Source organism: Amycolatopsis sp. lyj-109, from assembly GCF_046548995.1.
Taxonomy (GTDB): Bacteria; Actinomycetota; Actinomycetes; order Mycobacteriales; family Pseudonocardiaceae; genus Amycolatopsis.
In genome coordinates this window covers 20309-43842 of the sequence record NZ_JAJPWR010000009.1, presented here as the reverse complement: position 1 = coordinate 43842, position 23534 = coordinate 20309, and the positions used below count along the sequence as shown (strand labels likewise).

20 protein-coding genes and 2 tRNA genes are annotated in these 23534 nt (G+C 71.9%); 11 read left to right on the top strand and 11 right to left on the bottom strand.

All coding sequences use genetic code 11. The annotated features are described in order from the left end of the window. Window positions 1-7 precede the first annotated feature (7 nt). The gene (locus ACLJQF_RS21180) at window positions 8-1369 is read right to left on the bottom strand and encodes an SEFIR domain-containing protein (RefSeq protein ID WP_410610963.1); all 1362 of its coding nucleotides are present in this window, start codon (window positions 1367-1369) and stop codon (window positions 8-10) included. 164 nt (window positions 1370-1533) lie between these two features. Here ACLJQF_RS21180 and ACLJQF_RS21175 point away from each other — a divergent pair, with 164 nt between their 5' ends. Next, window positions 1534-2730 (top strand): SEFIR domain-containing protein, encoded by a 1197-nt coding sequence (locus ACLJQF_RS21175; protein WP_410610961.1) that lies wholly within the window; start codon window positions 1534-1536, stop codon window positions 2728-2730. On the opposite strand, the gene ACLJQF_RS21170 is transcribed toward ACLJQF_RS21175, so the two are convergent. Further along, complete coding sequence (locus tag ACLJQF_RS21170) at window positions 2731-3093, bottom strand: ArsR/SmtB family transcription factor (RefSeq protein WP_410610960.1); 363 nt, start codon at window positions 3091-3093, stop codon at window positions 2731-2733. 54 nt (window positions 3094-3147) lie between these two features. Between ACLJQF_RS21170 and ACLJQF_RS21165 the strand changes: the two genes are divergently transcribed. Continuing rightward, the gene (locus tag ACLJQF_RS21165; protein WP_410610959.1) at window positions 3148-4137 is read left to right on the top strand and encodes a cation diffusion facilitator family transporter; all 990 of its coding nucleotides are present in this window, start codon (window positions 3148-3150) and stop codon (window positions 4135-4137) included. Between the two features lie 111 nt (window positions 4138-4248). Here the strand turns inward: ACLJQF_RS21165 and ACLJQF_RS21160 are convergent, their stop codons facing one another. Beyond that, window positions 4249-5451 carry a cytochrome P450 gene (locus ACLJQF_RS21160; RefSeq protein WP_410610957.1) on the bottom strand — a complete coding sequence of 401 codons (1203 nt, stop codon included), beginning with the start codon at window positions 5449-5451 and terminating at the stop codon, window positions 4249-4251. A gap of 97 nt (window positions 5452-5548) precedes the next feature. Here ACLJQF_RS21160 and ACLJQF_RS21155 point away from each other — a divergent pair, with 97 nt between their 5' ends. Continuing rightward, window positions 5549-6994, top strand: a complete 1446-nt coding sequence (locus ACLJQF_RS21155; protein WP_410610956.1) for an MFS transporter — start codon at window positions 5549-5551, stop codon at window positions 6992-6994. A 96-nt stretch (window positions 6995-7090) separates the two neighbouring features. Here ACLJQF_RS21155 and ACLJQF_RS21150 read toward each other — a convergent pair whose 3' ends face one another. Both ACLJQF_RS21150 and ACLJQF_RS21145 read right to left on the bottom strand, forming a co-directional pair. Further along, entirely contained in the window at window positions 7091-7342 is a 252-nt protein-coding gene (locus tag ACLJQF_RS21150; RefSeq protein WP_410610955.1) for a DUF4287 domain-containing protein, read from the bottom strand. 78 nt (window positions 7343-7420) lie between these two features. Beyond that, window positions 7421-8173 (bottom strand): class I SAM-dependent methyltransferase, encoded by a 753-nt coding sequence (locus tag ACLJQF_RS21145; protein ID WP_410611382.1) that lies wholly within the window; start codon window positions 8171-8173, stop codon window positions 7421-7423. Window positions 8174-8267: 94 nt separating this feature from the next. Between ACLJQF_RS21145 and ACLJQF_RS21140 the strand changes: the two genes are divergently transcribed. Then, window positions 8268-8867 carry a TetR/AcrR family transcriptional regulator gene (locus tag ACLJQF_RS21140; protein WP_410610954.1) on the top strand — a complete coding sequence of 200 codons (600 nt, stop codon included), beginning with the start codon at window positions 8268-8270 and terminating at the stop codon, window positions 8865-8867. A 186-nt stretch (window positions 8868-9053) separates the two neighbouring features. Here the strand turns inward: ACLJQF_RS21140 and ACLJQF_RS21135 are convergent. Both ACLJQF_RS21135 and ACLJQF_RS21130 read right to left on the bottom strand, forming a co-directional pair. Further along, window positions 9054-9125: transfer RNA gene (locus tag ACLJQF_RS21135), tRNA-Val, on the bottom strand. 36 nt (window positions 9126-9161) lie between these two features. After that, window positions 9162-9236 (bottom strand) — tRNA-Val (locus ACLJQF_RS21130). 167 nt (window positions 9237-9403) lie between these two features. Between ACLJQF_RS21130 and ACLJQF_RS21125 the strand changes: the two genes are divergently transcribed. Next, a complete protein-coding gene (locus tag ACLJQF_RS21125; RefSeq protein WP_410610953.1) occupies window positions 9404-10849 on the top strand; it encodes a DHA2 family efflux MFS transporter permease subunit in 1446 nt (481 codons plus the stop codon). Between the two features lie 163 nt (window positions 10850-11012). Here the strand turns inward: ACLJQF_RS21125 and ACLJQF_RS21120 are convergent, their stop codons facing one another. Both ACLJQF_RS21120 and ACLJQF_RS21115 read right to left on the bottom strand, forming a co-directional pair. Next, on the bottom strand, window positions 11013-11654 hold the full coding sequence (locus ACLJQF_RS21120; RefSeq protein WP_410610952.1) for a TetR/AcrR family transcriptional regulator: 642 nt from the start codon (window positions 11652-11654) through the stop codon (window positions 11013-11015). Between the two features lie 52 nt (window positions 11655-11706). Beyond that, the gene (locus ACLJQF_RS21115) at window positions 11707-12597 is read right to left on the bottom strand and encodes an alpha/beta hydrolase (RefSeq protein WP_410610951.1); all 891 of its coding nucleotides are present in this window, start codon (window positions 12595-12597) and stop codon (window positions 11707-11709) included. Window positions 12598-12791: 194 nt separating this feature from the next. Here ACLJQF_RS21115 and ACLJQF_RS21110 point away from each other — a divergent pair, with 194 nt between their 5' ends. Next, a complete protein-coding gene (locus tag ACLJQF_RS21110; protein ID WP_410610949.1) occupies window positions 12792-13205 on the top strand; it encodes a DUF6010 family protein in 414 nt (137 codons plus the stop codon). A 1-nt stretch (window position 13206) separates the two neighbouring features. Continuing rightward, window positions 13207-13407 (top strand): hypothetical protein, encoded by a 201-nt coding sequence (locus ACLJQF_RS21105; protein WP_410610948.1) that lies wholly within the window; start codon window positions 13207-13209, stop codon window positions 13405-13407. Between the two features lie 55 nt (window positions 13408-13462). On the opposite strand, the gene ACLJQF_RS21100 is transcribed toward ACLJQF_RS21105, so the two are convergent. Next, on the bottom strand, window positions 13463-14710 hold the full coding sequence (locus ACLJQF_RS21100; RefSeq protein WP_410610946.1) for a hypothetical protein: 1248 nt from the start codon (window positions 14708-14710) through the stop codon (window positions 13463-13465). Window positions 14711-15162: 452 nt separating this feature from the next. Here ACLJQF_RS21100 and ACLJQF_RS21095 point away from each other — a divergent pair, with 452 nt between their 5' ends. Beyond that, the gene (locus ACLJQF_RS21095; protein WP_410610944.1) at window positions 15163-17457 is read left to right on the top strand and encodes a PQQ-dependent sugar dehydrogenase; all 2295 of its coding nucleotides are present in this window, start codon (window positions 15163-15165) and stop codon (window positions 17455-17457) included. A gap of 31 nt (window positions 17458-17488) precedes the next feature. Here ACLJQF_RS21095 and ACLJQF_RS21090 read toward each other — a convergent pair whose 3' ends face one another. Next, entirely contained in the window at window positions 17489-18811 is a 1323-nt protein-coding gene (locus ACLJQF_RS21090; protein WP_410610943.1) for a sigma-70 family RNA polymerase sigma factor, read from the bottom strand. A 321-nt stretch (window positions 18812-19132) separates the two neighbouring features. Here ACLJQF_RS21090 and ACLJQF_RS21085 point away from each other — a divergent pair, with 321 nt between their 5' ends. The 3 genes from ACLJQF_RS21085 (at window position 19133) to fadD8 (ending at window position 23401) form a co-directional block, all read left to right on the top strand. After that, window positions 19133-20533, top strand: coding sequence for an alpha/beta hydrolase domain-containing protein (locus ACLJQF_RS21085; RefSeq protein WP_410610942.1), 1401 nt, complete (start codon window positions 19133-19135; stop codon window positions 20531-20533). 153 nt (window positions 20534-20686) lie between these two features. Continuing rightward, on the top strand, window positions 20687-21658 hold the full coding sequence (surE, locus tag ACLJQF_RS21080) for a 5'/3'-nucleotidase SurE (protein WP_410610940.1): 972 nt from the start codon (window positions 20687-20689) through the stop codon (window positions 21656-21658). 141 nt (window positions 21659-21799) lie between these two features. Next, a complete protein-coding gene (fadD8, locus tag ACLJQF_RS21075; protein ID WP_410610938.1) occupies window positions 21800-23401 on the top strand; it encodes a fatty-acid--CoA ligase FadD8 in 1602 nt (533 codons plus the stop codon). Window positions 23402-23534: the final 133 nt, after the last annotated feature.

Here is a 23534-nt window from a genome sequence, read left to right as displayed (position 1 = left end):
ACACTCCTCATCGGCGGTGATCGCTGGTGTCCCCGAGCGCGGCCGCCAGCACCCGCATCGCGGGGCGCTTCGCGGGGTCGATGGCCAGGGCGGCGTCGATGGCGCCGGCGGCACGCTCGGGAAGGGCCGTGGCGAACTGACGGACGGGGACCGGGACGGCCGGATCCGGCGGGAACCCGGTGACGACGTGGTAGGCGACGGCAGCGAGCTGGCGGACGTCGGTCCACGGCCCGGCCCGGCCGTTGCTGCGCACCCGCTGTTCCGGGGCCTGGTAGGGCGTTGCCGCTTCGCCGGGCCGGTAGTCCGTCCCGGCGAGGCCGAGGTCCCGCAACACGACTTTCCCGTCGTCGAAGCGGATGAGGCCCGCCGGGGTGAGCAGGCGGTGGGTGGCGCGCCGGCTGTGCAGGACTGTCAAGGTGCGGCCGAGTCCGGCCAGGCCGGACAAGGTCCGGCGGGTGCGCCAGGCGTCGATCACCTCGCCGCGCTGCGGGACGAAGTCGGCTAGGGTGCCGGACGAGCCGGGCCACGCGGTCACGAGCGTCACCAAGCCGTTTTCCCGGACGAGCTGCCGAACCGCCGGGAAGCCGGAGTCCTTGCCCCGGAGGGCATCCAGCAGGTCGCGTTCGCGGGTCAAGGCGGCCGACGCCGCTTGCGCGGCCGGCGTGTCGCGCCGCACGTCGACCTGCCGCAGCCAGACGTTCTCGTGCGGTGGCCCCAGCCGCAACGCCCGCGCCCGGCGGATGATCGCCGGCCCGTCCTCGCGCGGGTCACCGTGGACGAGGTACCGCGTACCACCGATCTCGACCTCCGCCTCCGCGGTCAGGATCGCCACCGGCCCGCTCGCCGCGGGCCGGACGCCCACGACGAGCGGGTCGACCCCGCGTTCCGGCGCGACGAAGGGAACGAGCGGCGGCAGTTCGTAGAGCGGCGTACCGGCCAGCGCCGCGAGCAGTTCCCGGACGCCGGCAAGCGTCACTTCTTCGACCGCGTAGTGCGTCGTCGAATTCCCGCACAGGCACTCCGGGATTTCGCCGGCGTCGTGCCCGGGCAGCACGACCGGCAGTATCCGGCGCGTCTCCCCGGGCAGATCGCGGACGAGGTTGTCGCGCAGCATCGCGGCTTCGAGCACTTCCATTTTCCCGGCCGCGGAATGCCCGCGTCCGTCCACGATCCGCTTGTACTGCGGAGAAGCGATCGCCAGCACGAATTCGGCGCGCCGGAGCTGGTCGATCGCCCACGACGTCCAGTCCCGCCGCCGATCGGTGTACCAGACGTCCAGGTGCGCGTCGATGCCGGCTTCGGCACGCAGGAAGGTCGCGAACTCCCGGACCGCGCGGTCGTGTTCCGCCGAATCGTGCGCGTAGGACACGAAAATCCGCGGCGAGGGGCCGGCTGTCCCCGGTTCCGTCACCACCCGACTGCCCTTTCCCCCGCAAGATCACGGCGGCTAGTACCCTCTCATGATCGCAAACGGGGAAGAACCGAATGCGGTAACTGTCCAGTATTTGTCCTGTTTTCCGCTGAGGACTTTCGATGGCACAAGCGAACCGGTACGACAGCCACCAGCCCGGGGATCACCCCAAGGTCTTCATCTCGTACACCCACGACAGCGAAGCACACCGCGAGACCGTGCTGGCTTTCGCGGATTTCCTGGTGCGGCAGGGTATCGACGTGGTGCTCGACCGCTGGGCCACCGACCGGCGGCGGGACTGGCAGGCCTGGATGACCCGGAACATCACCGAGTCGGACTACGTCCTGGTCATCGCGTCCGAGGGTTACCGGCGGATGGGCGACGGGACCGGGCCCGGCCACCTGAACCTGGGCGGCCAGTCGGAAGCGGCGCTGCTGCGCGACCGGCTCCAGGGCGACCGCGCGATCTGGACGGCCAAGATCCTGCCGGTCCTCCTGCCCGGCCACGGCAAAGACGAGATCCCCGACTTCCTCCAGCCCAACGCGGCGGACTGGTACGAGGTACGGGCCAACACCCCGGAGGCTGCGGAGTCCCTGCTGCGCGTGCTCACCCGGCAGCCGCGCGACGTCCCGCCCGCACTCGGGCCCCGGCCGGTCCTGCCGCCGCGATCGGTGTCCGGGTCGTCCCCGGTCACGAGGCCCGGCGGGTTCTCGGTCGTTTGGCGGTCGGAAATACTGCCTCGCGGCTTCCAGCCGCAGGTCCCACTGGTCGAGCTACACCTGATCCCGGCCGGTCCCGTTGCACGCCAAGAGGTGCTTCAGCTCGAACGCGCCCGGGACGAACTGGCAGCCTTGGGCCGCACGAGCCGGCTGTTCTACCCGTCACGGTCAGTCTCGTTCAGCGCATCGGCCCAGGCCGCGTGGGCTGTTTCGGCGAATCGGCGGTCCGGCGAGGGCGGTGTCGCGGTGCTCTTCGGCGGCCAGCGGACGTGCTGGTTCACCTTGCCGAACGCGGCCGGCGGTTGGGTCCTCGACCGGGAAGAACTCGCCCCGGAACTCGCCGACCGCCTAGACTTGCTCCTGCTGATCGGCCTTCCCGGTCCGGACCGCTTCGCTCCGGCCATCGCGTTGGAGCCGGTGGGTCTCACCACGCTCGGCATCCCATCGGAGGCCGCGAGCACCGCAGCCATACCCGCCTTCTCTCGGCAGCGAATCCGCGTCGAAGCCAACGAAATGTACACGGTCGAAGAACTCCGCCGCGCACGTCAGGACGTCGCCGAGGAGCTGGCCGCCCGGCTCGCCGTCGCGCTCAAGCGCTGATCAGCCCGACCGCGGGTGATGTGCGTGGTCGCCGGACGGGAGGTCGCGGTCCACGTGGTCCGCGTGGTGCAACGCCTGGGCCAGCAGGCCTCGGACGTGGTTGTCCGCCGCCGAGTAGTAGACGAAGGTTCCTTCCCGGCGGCCCTTCACCAAGCCCGCCAGACGGAGCTTGGCCAGGTGCTGGCTGACCGACGTCGGGGCGGCGCCGGCCAGTTCGGCCAGGCAGGCCACCGAGGATTCGCCCTGCAGCAGGGCCCAGAGCACCTTGATGCGGGTCGGGTCGGCCAGCAGGCGGAACGACTCCGCCGCGAGGTGGACCTGCTCTTCGGTGGGCATGTCGAACTCCGGCAGCGACGCGTGCATGGGCGCTACCTTACTACTTGCGTATCTGCGTGCTTGCGCAGATAGACTGCCCCCATGACAGGACACGGACACGGGCACCGCCACCCGAAGTGGCGGCCGCACAGCCACGACAGCGCCGACCGCGTCGACCACGCCCTCGAAACGAGCCGGCGCGGTGTGCGGGCACTCGTGTGGTCGTTCGCCGCGCTGTCGGTGACCGCCGTCGCGCAGCTGGTGCTCGTGCTGGTCACCGGGTCCGTTGCGCTGCTGGGCGACACCGTCCACAACTTCGCCGACGCGCTGACCGCCGTTCCGCTCGGGGTGGCCTTCCTGCTCGGCCGCCGGGCCGCGACCCGCCGCTACACCTACGGCCTCGGGCGCGCCGAAGACCTGGCCGGCGTCGTGGTCGTGCTCGTCGTCGCGGCTTCGGCGGCGGTCGCCGGGTACGCATCGGTGGTGCGGCTGTTCCAGCCGCAGCCGGTCGCGCACCCGTGGGTGGTCGCCGCGGCCGGGGTGATCGGCTTTGCCGGCAACGAACTCGTTGCCCGCTACCGGATCAAGGTCGGCCGCGAGATCGGCTCGGCCGCCCTGGTCGCCGACGGGCTGCACGCCCGCACCGACGGCTTCACGTCGCTGGCCGTCGTCGCCGGCGCGGCGGGCGTGGCCTTCGGCTTCCCCGCCGCGGATCCGATCGTCGGGCTCGTCATCACCGTCGCGATCCTGTTCGTCCTGCGCCACGCCGCCAAGGCGGTCTTCCGGCGGTTGCTGGACGCCGTCGATCCGGCGTCGGTCGAGCTGGCCGAGCGGACGGCCCGGGACGTCGGCGGGGTGCTCGGCACCCGGGACCTCCGGATGCGCTGGATCGGGCACCACCTGCGGGCCGAACTGGCCGTGACGGTGGCGGCGGACCTGACCGTCGAGGCCGCGCACGCGCTGGCCCACGAGGTGGAACACCGCCTGCTGCACACGATCCCGCGGCTGACCGCGGTGGTGATCCACACCGAACCGGCCACCGGCGCGGACCGGGCGCACGAGACCGTCGCCCACCTGCCAGGACAATCCTGAACGCCGGCCTGCCGATCTGCCGCAGCTGGTCGTGAGTGGTAATTCGGGTTAGAACCCGAATTACCACTCACGACCACCAGCCACGGCAAACGGTGACCTTGTTCCCCAAGCTCACCAGGTGACCGGCAGCTCGTGCACGCCGTACACCGATCCGTTGTGCTTGAACGGGATCTTCCCCAGCTCGACGGCCGGCGCCAGGGTCGGGATCCGCCGGTACAGCGTGCTGTAGACGACCTGCAGCTCCAGCCGGGCCAGCGGCTGCCCGAGGCATTGGTGCACCCCGAAGCCGAAGGCCACGTGGCGGTGCGCGTCGCGGGTCAGGTCCAGCCGGTCGCCGTCCGGGAAGACCTCCGGATCGCGGTTGGCGATGTCGCTCGCCATGATCAGGCCCTCGCCCGCGCGGATCGTCTCCCCGGCGATCTCGATGTCCTCCAGCGCGACGCGACGGCGTCCGTTGTGCGTGATGTTCAGGTACCGCAGCAGTTCTTCGACCGCCGACGCGACCAGCGCCGGGTCGTCGCTCTCGCGCAGCAGCGCCAGCTGGTCCGGGTGCTCCAGCAGGGCCAGGGTGCCGAGCGCGATCATGTTCGCCGTCGTCTCGTGGCCGCCGACGAGCAGCAGCAGGCCCATTTGCGCCGCTTCGACCCGGGTGAGCTCGCCCGCCGCGACCCGGGCGGCGAGCCCGGACAGCAGGTCGTCGGCCGGATTCTCGAGCTTCGTCCCCACCAGCCGGTCGAGGTAGCCGATCAGCGCCTGGTGCCCGCCCGCCCGCTCCTCGGGTTTCGCGTCGCGGCGGACGATGACCTGGCTGTTCTCCTGGAAGAAGTCGTGGTCGGCGTACGGGACGCCGAGCAGCTCGCAGATCACCAGTGACGGCACCGGCAGCGCGAACGCCTCGACGAGGTCCACCGGCTTCGGGCCGACCAGCAGCTCGTCGATCAGGTCGTCGACGATCCGCTGTACGGCCGGGCGCATCGCGGCTACCCGGCGGATCGTGAACGGCGCCGTCACCATCTTGCGCAGCCGCGCGTGCTCCGGGTTGTCCATCAGGATGAAGCCGAACCCGGTGCCGCCCTTCGGCAGCGGCGCGGGGCTCGGGTACCCGGGCCGGGTGATGTCGGCGCTGACCCGGGGATCGACCAGCAGTGCCCGCTGGTCGCCGTAGCGGGTCACCAGCCACGGCGTGCTGCCGTCCCACAGCCGGACACGGGCGAGCGGGGTCTCTTCCTGCAGCGCGCGGGCCGCGGGCGGCGGGTCGAACGGGCAGCCCGCGGCCCGGGGCATCGGGAACTCGGGAATCTCGGTGGTCGTCATCGTTCCTCCGCGGTGGCCGTCGGTTCGTCGGAAGTCAACCGAAGACTGCTACGCTAAGTCAAGCGACTGATTTAATTACCTGTTCGGAGGACCGCTCGTGCCCGATCCATCCAGAGCCGCCAGGGAGGCCTCGCCGCGCGCGAACCTCGTCGTCGCGGTCCTCGCCCTCGCCGGCATCACCGTATCGCTGATGCAGACGCTGGTCATCCCGCTGATCCCGGCCCTGCCGGGGCTCCTGCACGCCTCCGCGGCCGACGCCACCTGGGCCATCACCGCCACCCTGCTCGCGGGCGCGGTCGCGACGCCGACCATGGGCCGGCTCGGCGACATGTACGGGAAACGCCGGATGTTGCTCGTCAGCCTCGGCGCACTGGTCGTGGGCTCGACGATCGGCGCGCTGTCCGACACCCTCGTGCCGATGGTCGCCGGGCGGACGCTGCAGGGCCTCGCCGCCGGCGTCATCCCGCTCGGGATCAGCATCATGCGTGACGAGCTGCCGGCCGAGCGGCTCGGTTCCGCGACGGCGCTGATGAGCGCGTCACTCGGCGTCGGCGGCGCGCTGGGCCTGCCCGCGGCGGCGCTGCTGGCCGAAAACGCCGACTGGCACGCGCTCTTCTGGACCGCGGCCGGGCTCGGCGTGGTCGTCACGGCGCTGGTCGTCGCGCTGGTGCCGGAGTCCCCGGTCCGCACGGGCGGCCGGTTCGACGTGCCCGGGGCGGCCGGGCTGTCGATCGCGCTGGTGTGCCTGCTGCTGGCCATCTCGAAGGGCGCCGACTGGGGCTGGGGCAGCGCGGCGACGCTGAGCCTGTTCGCGACCGCCGTCGTCGTCCTGCTGCTGTGGGGCCGCTGGGAGCTGCGGACGGCGCGGCCGCTGGTGGACCTGCGCACGACCGCGCGGCGTCAGGTGCTGCTGACCAACATCGCCTCCGCGGTGTTCGGCTTCGCGATGTTCGCGATGTCCCTGGTCCTGCCGCAGCTGCTGCAGCTGCCGGCGGCGACCGGGTACGGCCTCGGGAAGTCGATGCTGGCGGTCGGCCTGGTGATGGCGCCGTCCGGGCTGGTGATGATGGCGCTGGCCCCGGTGTCCGCGCGGATCTCGGCCACCCGCGGCCCGAAGACGACGTTGATGCTCGGCGCGGTGGTCGTCGCCGCGGGGTACGCCCTCGGCGTCGTCCTGATGAGCGCGACCTGGCACCTGGTGCTGATCTCGAGCGTCATCGGTGCCGGAATCGGGCTCGCCTACGGTGCGATGCCGGCGCTGGTCATGAGCGCGGTACCGGTATCGGAAACGGCGGCCGCCAACAGCCTCAACACGCTGATGCGCTCGATCGGCACGTCGGTCTCCAGCGCCACGGCCGGCCTGATCCTCGCCCGGCTGACGATCTCGTTCGGACCGGCGACGTTGCCGTCGCAGAACGGCTTCCGGCTGGTGCTGGGCATGGGAGCCACGGCGGCGCTGATCGCCTTGGCCGTCGCGGCGTTCCTGCCCCGCTGGTCCCCGGCCCCGACCCGGCCGGAACCCGCGGTGGCGGCCGGGCGCTGATCACAGGTGGCCGGCCGCATGTGATCAGAGGCGCGACTCGCGTGATTGAGCGGGCATCTCGCGTGATTGGCGGGGCATCTCGGCGGGGCGGGCGGGTCAGGGGCGGGCAGTCAGGCCGTCGAGGTGGAGCACTCCGCCCGTGTGGTTCTCCGCGACGAACTCGGGGCCCTTCGTGACCAGCCGGGCGATCGCCGTCGCGTGGCCGTGGCCGAGGCCGTGCTCGGCCTTCAGCCACGCGACGATCTCGCCCGTCTTTGTCAGGTTCTTGCCCGCGGCCAGCTCCAGGAAGCCGCGCGGGGTGATGCCCGTCTGCTTCTCCGCGTTGTCGAGGTAGGCCTGGAAAGACATGGGGTGCTCCTCAGCAGTGGCCGGACGAAGTCGGGGTCGCCCTCGTGTGCCACCACCGTCTCACCGACAACTTTTTTTTCAAGGCCGGACCGCGACCACCGCCAAGGTCGTGTACGGCAGCACGAAGCTCCCGCCGAGCCCGTCGATCGCCGCGCCGACGTCGGAGAGCACCTCCGCGAGCGCGTCCGGCGGCAGCCGCGTCAGCCCGCCGGTCGTGGGCAGGAAGTCGAGCCACTCGTCGCGCGTGTACGTCCGCTCCCACTCGAACCGCCGGCGGTCCGGGTGGCCGAGGCCGTCCGCCGCGGCGATCGCGTCGGCGAATCCGGTGAACATCACGTCGTAGATCTCCTCGGCCGGCCGGGACTCCCCCGCGAACGGCGAGCCGGGAACCACCCGGCGGCACACCTCCGCGAACGCCGCCGTCACCTCGGCGGGCGGCTGGAACACGTGCGCGAACACGGCGAGCAGCCCGCCGGGCCGCAGGACCCGCGCCGCCTTGGCCGGGCCCGCGACCGGGTCCACCCAGTGCCAGGCCTGCCCGGCGACGACGGCGTCGAACGCCCGCCCACCCGGCTCCCACTCCTCGAACGTCGCCACCTCGACGTCGATCCCGCCGCGACGCGCGAAGGCGGCCATCCGCGCGTCGGGATCGATGCCGAGCACCCGGCAGCCCGCCGCGCGGAACTGCCGCGCCTCGATCCCCGTCCCGCAGCCGACGTCGAGGACGTCGATGCCGGGACTTTCGGCGACCACCTGGTCCACCAGTTCGCGCGGATACTCCGGCCGCGCCCGGTCGTAGCGTTCGGCGTCGCTCCCGAAGGATTCCGCCATCGCACGGGCTTCATGAGGTTGAGTGGGCATGCGCCCACCTTAATGGGCACTTGCCCACTAGGACAACCACCCGGCATACCGGAGAATGACCACCATGCCGACCGGGGTGCACCTGCGCGACGTGCGCAAGCAGCTGTTCGACGCGGCCGAGCGGGTCCTCCTCCGCGCCGGCCCGGACGCGCTGACCAGCCGCGCGGTGACCACGGAGGCCGATGTCGCCAAGGGCGTCCTGCACCGCCACTTCACCGACTTCGACGACTTCCTCGCCGAACTGGTCCGCGACCGCATCACCCGCTTGGCGGACCAGGCCGCACTCCTGCACGCGGCGGCGGGAACCCGGACCGTCGCGGAAAACCTCGTCGACGCCCTGACGGAACTGTTCGACCCGGTCACCGTGGCCCTGACGAGCCTGATCTTCTTCCGCGACGACCTGCGCACCCGGCTGCGGCACCGCGGGAACGGGGTACCGCTTCTGGTGGAAGCGCGGGAGATGCTGGCGGCCTACCTGTCCGCCGAATGCGAACAGGGCCGCATCGCCCCCGACGCGGAGGTGGATTCCCTGTCACTGTCCCTGATCGGCGCGGCCCACCTGCTCTTCGCGGGCCGCCGCCGGGGAACTCTCCTCGACACCGGGGAACTGGCGAAAACGGTCCACACGGTCATCGCCGACGTGGTCCAGCGCCGCCTGCTGTGATCGACCCGCCGGCGGTGATCGCCCGGTCCGATGTGGATCAAAGCCGCACGCCCCGACGAAACCCAGCCACCCACGGGGGTCCGGGGGCGCGCCCCCGGCGGGGGCGTGGGGGCTCGGCCCCCACAGGACACAACGAGAAGAGCCTCGCTTGCGCATTCCGCAAGCAAGGCTCTTCCGCGAATCTCGTGGGCGATACTGGGATCGAACCAGTGACCTCTTCGGTGTGAACGAAGCGCTCTCCCCCTGAGCTAATCGCCCGTCGTACGAATTTCACGAAATCCGGGGGTGGACTCGTGGTGCGCGATACTGGGATTGAACCAGTGACCTCTTCCGTGTCAGGGAAGCGCTCTCCCGCTGAGCTAATCGCGCGCTGCGGAACTTCGTACTGGCGGAAAGCATATCGGACGCCCGGAGCGGCCGTGCAGGGGGTCCGGCGTACCGAATTCCGCCTGCAGAAGCGGCCCGAACGGGGCACACTGCGAAGGACGTCCCGTGTTAGCCGCGGCGTCCCGGCCGACCAGGAGAGTTCCACCCCGATGACCGAAACCGTGTCCACCCCGCCCGCCGACGTGAACCGCGCCCCGGCGCGCTCGGGACTCCTCATCGGGATTCTCGTGCTTTCCGCGTTCGTGATGATCCTCAACGAGACGATCCTGAGCGTCGCGCTGCGCGACCTGACCGTCGACCTGCGGGTGCCGACGACGACCGTGCAGTGGCTGACCAGCGGGTTCCTGCTGACGATGGCCGTGGTCATCCCCACGACCGGGTTCATGCTGGAGCGGTTCTCGCCGCGGCAGGTGTTCCTGTTCTCGCTGTCGGCGTTCAGCCTGGGCACGCTGCTGAGCGCGCTCGCGCCCGGGTTCGGGCTGCTGATGGCCGGGCGCGTGGTGCAGGCGTGCGGCACGGCGGTGATGCTGCCGCTGCTGATGACGACGGTGATGCGGCTGGTGCCGCCGGCTCGGCGCGGCGCGACGATGGGCACGATCACGATCGTCATCGCGGTGGCGCCGGCGATCGGGCCGACCATCGGCGGTGCGGTGCTGTCGTCGCTGGGCTGGCGCTGGATGTTCTGGATCGTGCTGCCGCTGGCGATCGCCGCGCTGGTGGTCGGCGGGCTGCTGCTGCGCATCGACGGCGAACGCCGTCAGGTGCCGCTGGATCTGCCGTCGGTGCTGCTGTCCGCGATCGGGTTCGGCGGCGTGCTGTACGGCCTGTCGTCGGGCGGCGAGCAGGCCGGGGCCGAGCCGCTGGTGCCGGGGTGGGTGCCGATCGTCGCCGGGGTCGTCGCGCTGGCGCTGTTCACCTGGCGCCAGCTGCGGCTGCAGCGCCAGGACCGGGCGCTGCTCGACCTGCGGCCGTTCACCCACCGCAGCTTCGTCGTCGCGCTGGTGCTGACGGCACTGCTGTTCGTCTGCCTGATCGGCGCCGCGGCGATCCTGCTGCCGCTCTACCTGCAGACGGTGCTGCACACGAGCACGTTCGTCAGCGGGCTGGCGGTGCTGCCCGGCGGGCTGGTGCTGGGCCTGCTGGGCCGCCCGGTCGGCGCGCTGTTCGACAAGGTCGGCGGGCGCCCGCTCGTCATCCCCGGCGCGGCGGCGACGGCCGCTTCGCTGTGGCTGTTCGCGGCGCTGGGGCCGGATTCGCCGCTGGTCGCGGTGATCGGGATCCACGTGCTGATGATGGCCGGGCTGGGCCTGATGATGACGCCGCTGTTCACCGAGTCGCTCGGCGTGCTGCCCGAAAACCTGTATTCGCACGGCAGTGCGATCCTCTCGACGCTGCAGCAGGTGGCCGGTGCGCTGGGAACGGCGATGTTCATCAGCGTGGCGACGCTGGGCAGCCACGACACCACGGCGGCGAGCCCGGACGCCTCCGGCCTGCGGGCGGCGTTCATCCTGGCCGGGATCATCGGCCTGATCGCCTTCGCGGGCAGCTGGCTGATCCGCCGCGGCCCGGCCCCGCAGCCCGCTGCACACCACTGAGTCCCGCTCCACCCAGCGCCAGCCGTTCCCAAGTTCGTGAAGGCCACCTTGAGGAACTTGAAGTTCCTCAAGGTGGCCTTCACGAACTGTCGGCTGGGGCTCGGTGTCCAAAAAGGACGGGCGGGCTGATCCCTCCGTGCGGGCGAACCGCAAGATCGCCCGGTCAGGAAGGCGGGGTCACCGGGGCGAGCAGGAGGCCCGTGACCGCGTCGATCAGGCCGGTGCCCGCGTCGTTCCAGCTCGCGCGGGGGGTGGGCGTGCCCTCGGCCAGCGCCCGCTCGCGCTCGGCCGTCATGTGGATCATCAGCTGGCGGGCCATGTCGCTGCGCTCGGCGCGGACCTCGGGCGGAAGGCCGTCCAGGCAGCGGTTCAGCCCCTCGACCGCGCGGGCCAGGGCGGGCGAGGACAGCGACTCCTCCGCGACGATCGCCCGCAGCGCCGGATCGGTCATCACCTGGGCGCTGAACCGCGCGAACCACGTCGGCGACCCCAGCTCGTGCAGGTAGCTCGTCGACGGGCGGACCAGGCAGGCCACCCAGTCGCGCAGGTCGCCGTCGCCGTCGATGGCGTCGACGAGTTCCTCGCGCAACCGCTCGATCCGGCTGACGTGCTTGCGGGCGATCGCGCGGACCAGGTCCACTTTGGTGCCGAAGTGGTAGTTGACCGCCGCGTTGTTGCCCTGCCCGGCCGCCTCGCTGATGTGCCGGTTGGACACCGCGTGCACCCCGTGCTCGGCGAACAACCGCTCCGCCGTCACGAGGATGCTCTCCCGCGTGGCACTCGCGCGATCCGCCTTGACGTTCATCCACCCACCCGGTCACCCCAACGGTCTGCCGGCCCCCACCTTACGGACGCCGTCACCGGAGCTGTCCCAGCCACGCCCGGGCCGCGGCCAGGTAGCGGCGGCTGACCTCGCTCGACGGCGCCCAGGCCTCGAACCCGTGCGGCCCGCCGGGCACGACGTGCAGCGTCGTGCCGACGCCCGCCGACCGCAGCCGCCGGGCGTATCCGGCGGCCTCGTCGTGGAACAGGTCGATGTCCCCGACGCCGATCCAGGTGTCCGGCAGCCCGGCGACGTCGTCCCGGCGCGCGGGCACCGCGTAGAGCGGCACGACCGGCGCGCCCGGTTCGGTCCCGAGGTAGGAGCGCCAGCCGAAGCGGTTGAGGCGGTTGTCCCAGACGCGGTGCCCGGCATCGTCGAGGCCGCGCCGGGCGGCGGTGCGGTCGTCGAGCATCGGGCAGAACAGCCACTGCGCCCGCGGCCGCTCGCCCTCGTCGTGCAGGCGCTGCACGAGTGCCGCGGCGAGCCCGCCGCCGGCGCTCTGCCCGCCGACGACCACCCGCTCCGCGGCGACGTGGCTCCGCAGCCACGTCCAGGCGGCGTGGCAGTCGTCGAGCGCCGCCGGGTAGGGGTTTTCCGGCGCCAGGCGGTATTCGGCCGACACGACGGTGATCCCGAGCTCGGCCGCCGTCGCGGCGCAGAACCGGTCGTCCTGGACCGCGCCGCCGATGACCAGGCCGCCGCCGTGGATCCACAGCAGCGTGAGATCGGACCGGGGTGTCCGCGGCCGGTACACGCGCAGGCCGGGGCGCAGCTCCATGGAGACGTCCGGCAGCGACGGCGACCGCATCCGCGCGGTCGCCGTCCGCACGAGACGCCGCACCCAGGCCCGCTCCAGGGGCAGGCGCGGCATCCGCCGGACCCGGCCGCGCAGCTCGGGCGCCACAGCGGGCAGCGACCCGGTCATGACCGGGTCCCCCGGCACCTGCTGTGCTTTCCCGCTCCGGCGGGCGATTCCGTCGTGCTCATGGCCGCAGCGTACCTCAATTTAAGTCAATCGATTGAGTTAAATCACCCGTCCGGGACGGTGGCGAGATCCCGGCGCCCCCTGGCCGTCGAGCCACTGGCCGCCCGGACGGCCCGCTCCTACCGTCGAACCTCGTGATCGAGATCCTCGCGCCGATCCTCATCGGCCTCGGCTACGTCCTGCTCGCCTCCCTGATCCCGGAGCGGCACCGGCAGCGGTTCAACGCCGTACTGGTGGGCGGCGCCGGCGCGGCCTACCTCTCCGGCGGCGCGCTCGGGCCGTGGGAGCTGGTGTTCTGCGCGGTGCTGACCTACGTCGCGTTCCGCGGGCTCGACTCGTGGACGTTCATCGGCATCGGCTGGCTGCTGCACACCGGCTGGGACGTGGTCCACCACCTCAAGGGCCAGCCGATCCTGCCGTTCGCCCACGATTCGTCGTTCGGCTGCGCGATCTGCGACCCGGTCATCGCGATCTGGTCCTTCACCGGCGGCCGGTCGGTGTGGGCGTGGCGGCGGGTTGGCGCGCCGCCACCGGGGGTACCCGGGTGACATGAGCGCCGACGTCGAACGCGCCGCCCACGCCTACTGTCCCCGGTGCCACCCGGATCCCCGGCCCGGGGACGTGCTCCAGGCCCTGTGCGGCGCCCGCCACCCGTACTTCGGCCGCCGGGACCGGCCGGTCAACACCTGTCCCGCCTGCGTGACGCTCGCTTCGGCGAACGTCTACGCGTGCGGGCACCCCGGCGCCTGATCGCCGGAAGGCCGCCCCGGCAAGTTCCCGGGGCGGCCTGGTCCGCAAGCTGGAGTCAGCCCGCCAGCGAGGACAGCGGCACCGCGAAGACCGAACGGCCGCAGGTCTGGTTCTTCGCCGTGCAGTCGGCCGTCGACCACTCGGACTGGGACCACACCAGGCCGGTCGACCAGTCGTAGGTCAGCGCCTCGGGGTGGACCGCCCAGCAGGCCGTCGTCCCGGTGCCGCAGGTCGCCGAGTTGCTCTTCGCCGTCGTCTGGGTCCAGAGCTGGCCGTTGATCGTCGCCGAACTGTGGGCCACGTACCACTTGCCGTTGTTGGACAGCACGCCCTGCATGTTGCCCACCGAGCTGCGGACCGCCTCGGTCGCGGCCACCGTGCCCGACGACGCCGACAGCAGGTAGTCCGTGCCCATCGGGTAGCGGTAGAGACGGCCGTGGAGGCTCTGGTCGGAGAAGTACTCCGTGGTCACGACGCTGGCCGGGGTGGTGCTGCGGTCCAGCGACATCGACGAGAAGCACGGCACGCCGGTGTCGGACGACATGTCGCAGGTGCCGCCCGCGTAGGTGTAGTAGCCGACCTGCATCATCGCGTACTTGTAGGTGTAGGCGGCGTACCCGCCCGAGGTCTTGCCGATCGCGTTCGAGGTCGTGTCGGTCATCTGCAGGATGTGCTTGGTGCTGAAGACGCGGATGGCGGTCGAGGTGCTGCCTTCGGCCGTCACGTAGATCTTGTCGCCGTACCAGGCCATCCCGCCCATGTGGGCCTGCGCCGCGGAGAAGCTGGTGCCGGTGCTGTTCGGCACGCCCAGGTACATCATCCGGTACGACGGCTTGGCCGGGTCGTTGTAGTTGATCGCCTGGATCCGCGCGTCGTTGTAGCGGCCGAGCGCGTCGGTGCCGTGCCAGCCGGACAGGATGACCTTGTCGTCGCCCCACTTGCCGTCGTTGTCGGCGTCGCCGGAGGTCGTGATGCCCTGCGGGCTCCACGTCGTCGTCCCGGCGCGGTCGGCGTCCCAGCACATCGCCTTGGTGGCCACCGGCGCCATGGGCAGCGCGGCCTTCTCCGCGGCGGTACAGCCGGTCATGTCGTAGCTGGTGTCGTTGACGACGGTGTTGAGGCTGACGTTCGGCAGCGCGCCGTCCAGCGTGGTCAGCGCGGCGGCCGGCGTGGCGTGCCACACCAGGTTCTGCTTGGTCGTCGTCGTCAGCGGGTCACTGTAGGCGGCGCTCGCCGTCCCGGGCAGCGCGAGGGCGCCGGCCGCCACGGCCAGCGCGAGCAGGAGCACTTTCGGAGTTCGCATGGGGAGAAGTACGCCAGTGGGCAATCCAAAATTCGTACACCGGCGTTGTACGTCCCTTGTATCCACAGCCGTCCACTGTGGACTCTGCCCCGCGCCGCCGCTCCCCCGGTTGCCGCTCGAGCGCCTCGGCCAGGACCTGCCCGCAGCGGTGTCGCCGGACGTCCGAGCTGGGTTTCGAGCTCCGGGCCGGCCGCGGCGAACATCGGTGATACCTGGACAAAGTTAGCAATGGAATCAGGTCGCCGGTCGCGAAGCCCGTGACGTCCGCGCGACCACCTCGCCGACGACCTCGTGCCCCGGCGTCACCCCGGCGAACAGCCGGTCATCGACCCTCTGACGGGATTGAGCTGTTCGTGCATTTTTCTTGCGTTGGCGTAACAACTTTCGGACGCCACGCGCCATACCGGGCGGCGTCCGCGCCAGTCCGGTCCCCGCCGCAGGAGGAGTTCGTGATGGGTCCACGTCGTTCCCTGGTTCCGCGAAGATCAAGACGCGCACTGGCCGCGGGGGTGGTCGTGCCCCTCGCGGTGGCCCTCGCCGTCGCGGCACCCGCCGCCGCAGCCGTGCCCGCCGGCTTCACCGACACGGTCGCCATCGGCGGCCTCAGTTCGCCGACCGCCGCCGCGTTCGCCCCCGACGGACGGGTGTTCGTCGCGGAGAAGAGCGGCCTGGTCAAGGTGTTCGACAACCTGGCCGACCCGACGGCGACCGTGTTCGCCGACCTGCGCACCCCGACCCAGGACTTCTGGGACCGCGGCCTGCTCGGGCTCGCGGTCGACCCGGCTTTCCCCGCCCGGCCCTACGTCTACGTCTCCTACACCCTCGACGCCCTCCCGGGCGGCACCGCGCCGAAGTGGGGCGACACCTGCCCGACGCCGCCGGGCGCGACCGACCAAGGCTGCGTCGTGACCGGCCGCGTCTCCCAGCTCACGATGGGCCCGGCCGGGACGGCAGTCAGCGAGAAACCCCTGGTCACCGGCTGGTGCCAGCAGTACCCCAGCCATTCGGTCGGCGCGCTGGCCTTCGGCCCGGACGGCGCCCTGTACGCGGGTGGCGGCGACGGCGCCAGCTTCAACTTCGCCGACTACGGCCAGGTCGGCAACCCCTGCGCCGACCCGCCCTCGCCCGCCGGCACGAACCTCAGCCCGCCGACGGCCGAAGGCGGTGCGCTGCGGTCGCAGTCCCCGCGCCGCGCCGCCGGGCAGCCCGTGCTGCTCAACGGCGCGCTGCTGCGCATCGACCCCGACACCGGCGACGGCCTGCCCGGCAACCCGTTCGCGGGCAGTTCCGACGCCAACGCCCGCCGCGTCATCGCCTACGGCTCGCGCAACCAGTTCCGGTTCGGCTTCCGGCCGGGGACCGGCGAGCTCTGGGCCGGTGACGTCGGCTGGAACACCTGGGAAGAGATCAACCGCGTCGCGAACGCCGGCGACGCCGTCGCGGAGAACTTCGGCTGGCCCTGCTTCGAAGGCACCGGCCGGCAGGCCGGCTACGACGGCGCGAACCTCGACCGCTGCGAATCGCTGTACTCGGCCGGCGGCCAGACCGCGCCGTTCTACGCCTACAACCACAACGCCAAGGTGGTGGCGACCGACCCGTGTCCCACCGGCGGCTCCTCGATCAGCGGGATCGCCTTCGAGTCGGGCAGCAACTACCCGGCCGAGTACGCCGGCGCGCTGTTCTTCGCCGACTCCTCCCGCGGCTGCATCTGGGCCATGCAAACCGTCTCCGGCCAGCCCAGTCCCACCAAGCTGGTGCCCTTCGTGACCGGCGTCAGCACGCCGGTGCAGGTGCTCACCGGTCCCGGCGGTGACCTCTTCTACGTCGCGCTGGGCGCCGGGGAACTGCGCCGGGTGAGCTACGCGGGCGGCACCAACCGGCCGCCGGTCGCCGCGGCCACCGCGACGCCGTCCAGCGGGCCGGCGCCGCTGACCGTCCAGTTCGACGGCACCGGCTCCACCGACCCGGACGCCGGTGACACGCTGTCGTACGCGTGGGACCTCGACGCGGACGGCGCCTACGACGACTCCGCGGACCCGCGGCCCACCCGGACCTACACCACCGCGGCGGCAGTCGACGCCGGGCTGCGGGTGACCGACTCCCACGGCGCGTCGGCGGCCACGACCGTCCGGGTGACCGTCGGGACCCCGGCCGGGCTCGACCCGGTGCCGGTCATCGACACCCCGAGCCCCACGCTGACCTGGTCGGTCGGGCAGCCGGTGCCGTTCTCCGGCCGCGCCGTCGACGCCCAGGACGGCGAGCTGCCGCCCTCGGCGCTGTCCTGGCGGCTGGCCATCCGGCACTGCGCGGTTAACGGCACCTGCCACACGCACAACGTCCAGGACTTCCCCGGCGTCGCCGCGGGGTCGTTCGTCGCGCCGGACCACGAGTACCCGTCGTACCTGCAGCTGACGCTCACCGCGACGGACTCGACCGGCCGCACCGGGTCCAAGACGATCGACCTCCAGCCGAAGACGGTGACGCTGAACTTCACCTCGAGCCCCAGCCAGGCGATGCTCACCGTCGGCGGGACACAGCAGCGGACGCCGTTCTCGCGGACGGTGATCGCCGGGTCGGCCAACTCGATCAGCGCGAACAGCCCGCAGAACCTGCCCCCGCTGAACATGAAGTACGCCTTCACCAGCTGGGCGCACGGCGGGGCGCGGACGCAGAACGTGGTCGCGCCGGCGACGGGGGCGACCTACCAGGCGAACTACCGGCTCTGCTGGCTGCTGCAGCCCTGCTGAGCGGGATGACCCGGCGCCGCGCGGCGCCGGGTCATTCGCCGGGGTTCTTCGTCTTCTCGGCCTTCTTCGACGCCTTCGAGGATTCCTTCGCGGCCTTGGAGGACTCCTTGGCCGCTTTCTTGGACTCCTTCGCGGCCGGGTCGTTCCCGAGGCCGTTGCCGTTGTTGCCGTTCCCGGTGCCGGTCACCGCCGGATCCCCGGATTCCGCGGCCCCCGCCGACTCGCCCGTCGGCTGCACGCCCGTCGGCTGCACGCCCGTCGGTTCCACACCCGAGGCGCCGGGCGTCCCCGCGGCGTCCGACGTCGGCACGACGCCGCCCGGCGGGATCCCGGCGCGGGAGCCGGCCTGCGGCCCGGTCCCCGCGGGCTGGGTCGTCGTGCCCTCGCTGCCGGACAACGGCGGCGGAGCGTCACTGGACGTGCTCGCGCCGATCGTCACCGTCGTGACCAGTGCCGCACCCGCGACGGCCACCTTCGCCGCCGTCGCCCACGACAGGGCGGACGCACCCGTGCCGGTGGCCGTGGCGGCCGCGCCGGAGCCGGCGAGCGAGCCGGTGGTGGACAACCACTGCGAGACGATCGGGATGCCCAGGATGAGCGGGGCCACCGTGGCGGGCAGTTCCGAGTTGAGCTGCCGGAGGCCGGCGGCCAGCTCCCGGCAGTCCGGGCAGCGGTCGAGGTGGGCGGCGATCCGGTGCGCCTTGTGGTCGGAGATGCCGTCGCGCACGAACTTCGCCAGCTGGCCGGAGACGCTCTTGCAGGCGCGCCGCCGCGCCTCGGGCACGTGCTGGTCCAGGTAGGCCTGACGCAGGCCCTCGCGGGCGCGGTAGGCCAGCGCCGCTACTCCGTTCGGCGTCATGCCGAGGTCTTCGGCGATCTCCGCGGGCGACTGGTCGTCGATCTCGGTCCGCCACAGCACCGTCCGCCACCGCTCGGGCAGGCTCGCGAACGCGTCCACGGCGACCGTGGCGTGCAACCGGCTGCCGACCGGCTCGTCACTCCCCGCACCCGGCGTCACATCCGGGACCTCGGCCACCAGCGAGACGGCCGAGTCGCGGCGGCGCCAGCTGATCATCGTGTTCCGGATGGTCGTCAGCAGGTACGGCCGGAAATCCTCGTCCGGCCCCTCGCCGGCACGCAGAATCCGTAGTACGCGGGTGAATCCCTCGGCGATCAGGTCGTCCCGCTCCGCACCGTCGGCCGCGATCGCGGCCGCCACCCGGCGGGCGGCGGCGAGGTGCCGGTCGTAGAGCTCGCCGTAGGCGGCGATGTCGCCACCGCGGACCGCCGCGATCAAGGCCGCGTCGCTCGGGACGTCCGTCGTCCCGGCCACCGCCGGCGCCACTTCGGTCACCACTCCCCCTTGCCGTGCGCATGCACGTGCAGAACGTCCCGAGATAGTCGCGCAACGAGTGACACCTGCGCAAGGTTGCGGCGCCGAAAGCACTTTCCCGGATTCGTTTCCGGCCGAGTACCGGGGCCGTTGACTTGTCACATCCCTGAGCGATCCCGGGTGGGTTCCCGCCGCTTCGCGGACCGGGCGTTGCCCCCGGCCTTTACCGGCGAGTAAAGACAACGGCGGTGACCGGGCCGGTCACCGCCTCAGTGTCCGATGTGGACGGTGCGCGAGCCGGGAGCCGCTCCGCGGGCCGTCGACCACCAGAAGGGTTTACCCATGCGCAGAGCCCTGCTCGTGCTGCTGACCGTGCTCCTGCCATCCGTCCTGCTCACCGGAACCGGCACCGCCCAGGCCGCACCTTCCGCCGCCCCCACGGTATCGGCGGTGCCGGCGAACGCCGGGCGGGGCTGGCCGGTGAGCGGCGCCCGAGGTGTCCTCGACCTCGCCGCCCGCGGGTACGTCGAGGAGGAATACCTGTTTTCCGGGCAGGCCGACACGTTCGACCAGGTGGGACTGTGGACCGACGACGGCCGCTGGGCCACGCGCGTGGCCTCCACCGGCACCCCGTACACCACTCGGATGGTCGTGGTGCGGCCGCGCGACGCCGCCCGGTTCACCGGCACGGTCGTGGTCGAATGGCTCAACGTCAGCTTCGGCGTCGACATCCCGGTGGACTTCTCCCAGTCCTATGAGCACTTCATCCGCGAAGGCTACGCCTACGTCGGCGTGACGACCCAGAAAGCCGGTGCCGACAAGCTCAAGAGCCTCGACCCCGCCCGGTACGGCGCGGTCGACCTCAGCGGTGACGCGCTCTCCTACGACGTCTTTTCGCAGGCCGCGCAGGCGCTCCGGGCGAACCCGCAGCTGCTGGGCGGGCGGACGCCGTCGGTCGTGCTGGGCACCGGGCACTCGCAGTCCGCGCTGCGGCTGACCACCTTCGCGAACGCGATCCAGCCGGTGCGCCGCAGCTACGACGGCTTCCTGATCCACGGCCGGGCCGCGCTCGCCGCACCGATCGGCGACGGCGTCATCGGTCCGCTGTCGGCGAAGATCCGCACCGATCTCGGTGTCCCGGTGTTCGTCCTGCAGTCGGAGACCGACGTCATCGCGTCGGCCTCGGTCCGGCAGGACACCGCGCAGGTGCGGACCTGGGAGGTCGCCGGCACCGCGCACGCCGACCAGTACGGCCTGAACCTGTACAACGCGGCCAACGCCCGGGACGGGTCGATCAACGGCGGCGCCCCGACGACGTGCGACAAACCGGTCAACAGCATGACGTTCCGCTACGCGGAGAACGCGGCGTTCCGCTACCTGGACCGGTGGGCGCGCGGCGGCGCGGCCCCGCCCACGGCGACGCCGATCTCGATGCTGCTCAACCTCATCATCCTGCGCGACGGCGACCAGAACGCCCTCGGCGGCGTCCGGCTGCCCGACCTCGACGTCCCGGTGGCGTCCTACTCCCCCAACAACAGCGGCGGCAACGTGGCGGGCGCCTGCCTGCTGCTGGGCACGACCACACCGCTGACGGCGGACCGGATCCGGCAGCTCTACCCGGACCACGCCACCTACGTCGCGAAGTTCACCGCGGCGGCGGACCGGGCCCTGCGGTCGGGCTACCTGCTGCAACCCGACCGCGACGAGGCCGTGGCCCGGGCACAGGCGGCACCGGTGCCCTGACCGTCCACAAAGGATTTTCCACGGTGTGCCCGTCCGGTCCGGGGCGGGCACACCGGCGAAACCGCCGAAACACCCCCTCGCCACCGCCGTTCTCGCTACCCTGACCCCGCCGATTCCGAACGATTGAGTTTCCGAACAGACGAGGAGGTAGCGATGCGGTTCAAGGCTTTGCGCGTCGCGGTCGCGGCGGTGGTAGCGCTGTCGCTGGCCGGGCCCGCCCAAGCCAGCCCGCGGTCCGATCAACCGGTTTCGCTGGGGGGCAAAAAGGTTCTGCTGGTCAACGACGATTCGGTCCAGGCGGCGAAGGCCGACGGGTCGGACGGGCGGGGCATCTACGTGCTCCGGCAGGCGTTGTGCCGGGCCGGAGCCGACGTGGCGATCGTCGGCCCGTGGGCCGTCCAGGGCGGGAAGGGCCGGTCCACGGCGGTGTCCTTCACGTCGTCGGTCGCACCGCCGACGGCGGTACCGGCCGAGTTCGCCGGCGACTGCGCGGGCGCGCCGGGGCACGGGCTGGTGCTGGGTGCGTGCCAGGGCGGCACCCCGTGCGGCCCCGGCAGCGCGTCGCTGACCCCGGCGGACACGACCGAACTGGCGCTGAGCGCCATCCTGCCGCAGCGGCTCGGCTGGACCACGGGACCGGACCTGGTCCTTTCCGGGGTCAACGCGGGCCAGAACACCGGCATCCCGATCAGCATGTCCGGCACGGTCGGCGCGGCGTCGGTGGCGATCGAGCAGGGCGTGCCCGCGGTGGCGGTCAGCGCGGGTTCGAGCGCGACACCCCCGTCGACGGAGACCTACGCGGCCGCGGCCGACGTCGTCATCCGGCTGCTCGCGTCGCCCCGGACCTGGAAGTTCGTGCAGGACATGGCGCTGGTCAACGTCAACCAGCCGGACGTCGTGCCGGGCTCCGGCCCGTCGCCGGTGCGCTGGACGAAGGTCACCCGGGTGGCGTCGGGCTGGGTGAAGTACGTGCCGGCGGCCGACGGGACCTACCAGCTGTCCTACGACTCGGTGCCCGCACCGGCGTACGAGGCCGACAGTGACGCGAAGGCCCTGCTCGACGGGTACGTGAGCGTGTCGGCGGTCGCCGTCGACCGCGGCTACCTCGGCCGCCTGCGCGGCTGAGCCGGCCCCGGAGGGCGGGTCGCCGCTCGCGGCTCGCCCTCCGCGGCCTGGTGAAACCTGTTCCACCGCATCGCCAAGCTGACAAACCCGGCCTGATCTCCGCATCTTGTCCAAAACAGTAACGTGTTCTAGTCTGGCGCCGTGGACGAGACCGGGATGGACGAGCAGACGATGCGGTATCCGAACCACCTCGGCCACCTGGTCGTCTCCGCCCTGAAACGCCACCGGGACAAGCCGGTCATGGTGCTGGGCGAGACCACGATGACCGGGGGCCGGACCGCCGAGCAGGTCAGCCAGTACGCCCAAGCCTTCGAGGCGCTCGGGGCAGGCACGGGCGCGCCGGTCGCGCTGCTGTCGCTGAACCGGCCGGAAGTACTGCTCATCATCGCCGCCGGCCAGCTGCAGGGCTCGCGGCGCACGGCACTGCACCCGCTCGGGTCGCTCGACGACCACGCCTACATCCTCGCCGACGCCGGCATCACCACGCTGATCATCGACCCGGTGCCCGCCTTCGTCGACCGCGCGCTCGGCCTCCTGGCCAAGGTCCCGGGCCTGACGCAGGTGCTCACCATCGGCCCGGTGCCGGAGCCGCTGGCCCACGTCGGCAAGGACCTGACCGCGGCCGCCGCGACCTTCGAGCCCCGGCCGCTGGAGCCCGCCGTACTGCCGCCGGACCAGGTCGTCTCGATCACCTACACCGGCGGGACCACCGGCAAGCCCAAGGGCGTGATGGGCACCGCGCAGGCGATGACCACGATGACGCAGATCCAGCTGGCCGAGTGGGAGTGGCCCGAGGCGCCGAAGTTCCTGATCTGCACCCCGCTGTCGCACGCCGGTGCGGCCTTCTTCGCCCCGACGCTGCTCAAGGGCGGCTCGCTGATCGTGGTGCCGAAGTTCGACCCCGCCGAAACCCTGCGGATCATCGAAGAGCAGCAGATCACCGCGACCATGCTGGTGCCCACGATGCTCTACGCGCTGATGGACCACCCCGACTCGCGCACCCGAGACCTGTCTTCGCTGCAGACGGTGTACTACGGGGCGGCGTCGATCAACCCGGTGCGCCTGCGCGAGGCGATCGACCGGTTCGGCCCGATCTTCGCCCAGTTCTTCGGCCAATCCGAGGCCCCGATGGCGATCAGCTACCTCGCCAAGGGCGACCACGACGACGCCCGGCTGGCCTCCTGCGGCCGTCCGTCGGCCTTCCTGCGCACGGCGCTGCTCGGCGCGGACGGCACCCCGGTGGCACCGGGCGAGCCGGGCGAGATCTGCGTGGCCGGCCCGCTGCTCGCCGGCGGCTACTGGAACCTGCCAGAAATCACCGCGGAGACGTTCCGCGACGGCTGGCTGCACACCGGCGACGTCGCCCGCGAAGACGAGGACGGCTTCTGGTTCATCGTCGACCGGGTCAAGGACATGATCGTCACCGGCGGGTTCAACGTGTTCCCCCGCGAGGTGGAGGACGTGGTGGCCGAGCACCCGGCGGTCGCCCAGGTCGGCGTGATCGGCACCCCGGACGACAAGTGGGGCGAGGCGGTGACGGCGGTCGTGGTCCTGCGCAAGGACGCGGGCGGCGACCTCGAGCGGCTCACGTCCGAGATCCAGGCGGCGGTGCGGGAGCGCAAGGGCCCGGTGCACGTGCCCAAGCAGGTGATCGTCGCCGAGTCCCTGCCGATGACGGGGCTGGGCAAGCCGGACAAGAAGGCGCTGCGCGCCCAGTACGAGCCACGGCGAGCCGGCGTGTAGGCCGTTATACGGCCCCCCGGGCTCCTCCGTTCGAGGGAAGCGACCTCCGTTGTCACGAACCGGCGAGCAGTCTCGTCCCCGGGATGTGCAGCCGTCCCGGAGTCACCGGGCGGCGCCGAACGGAGGGAACGGA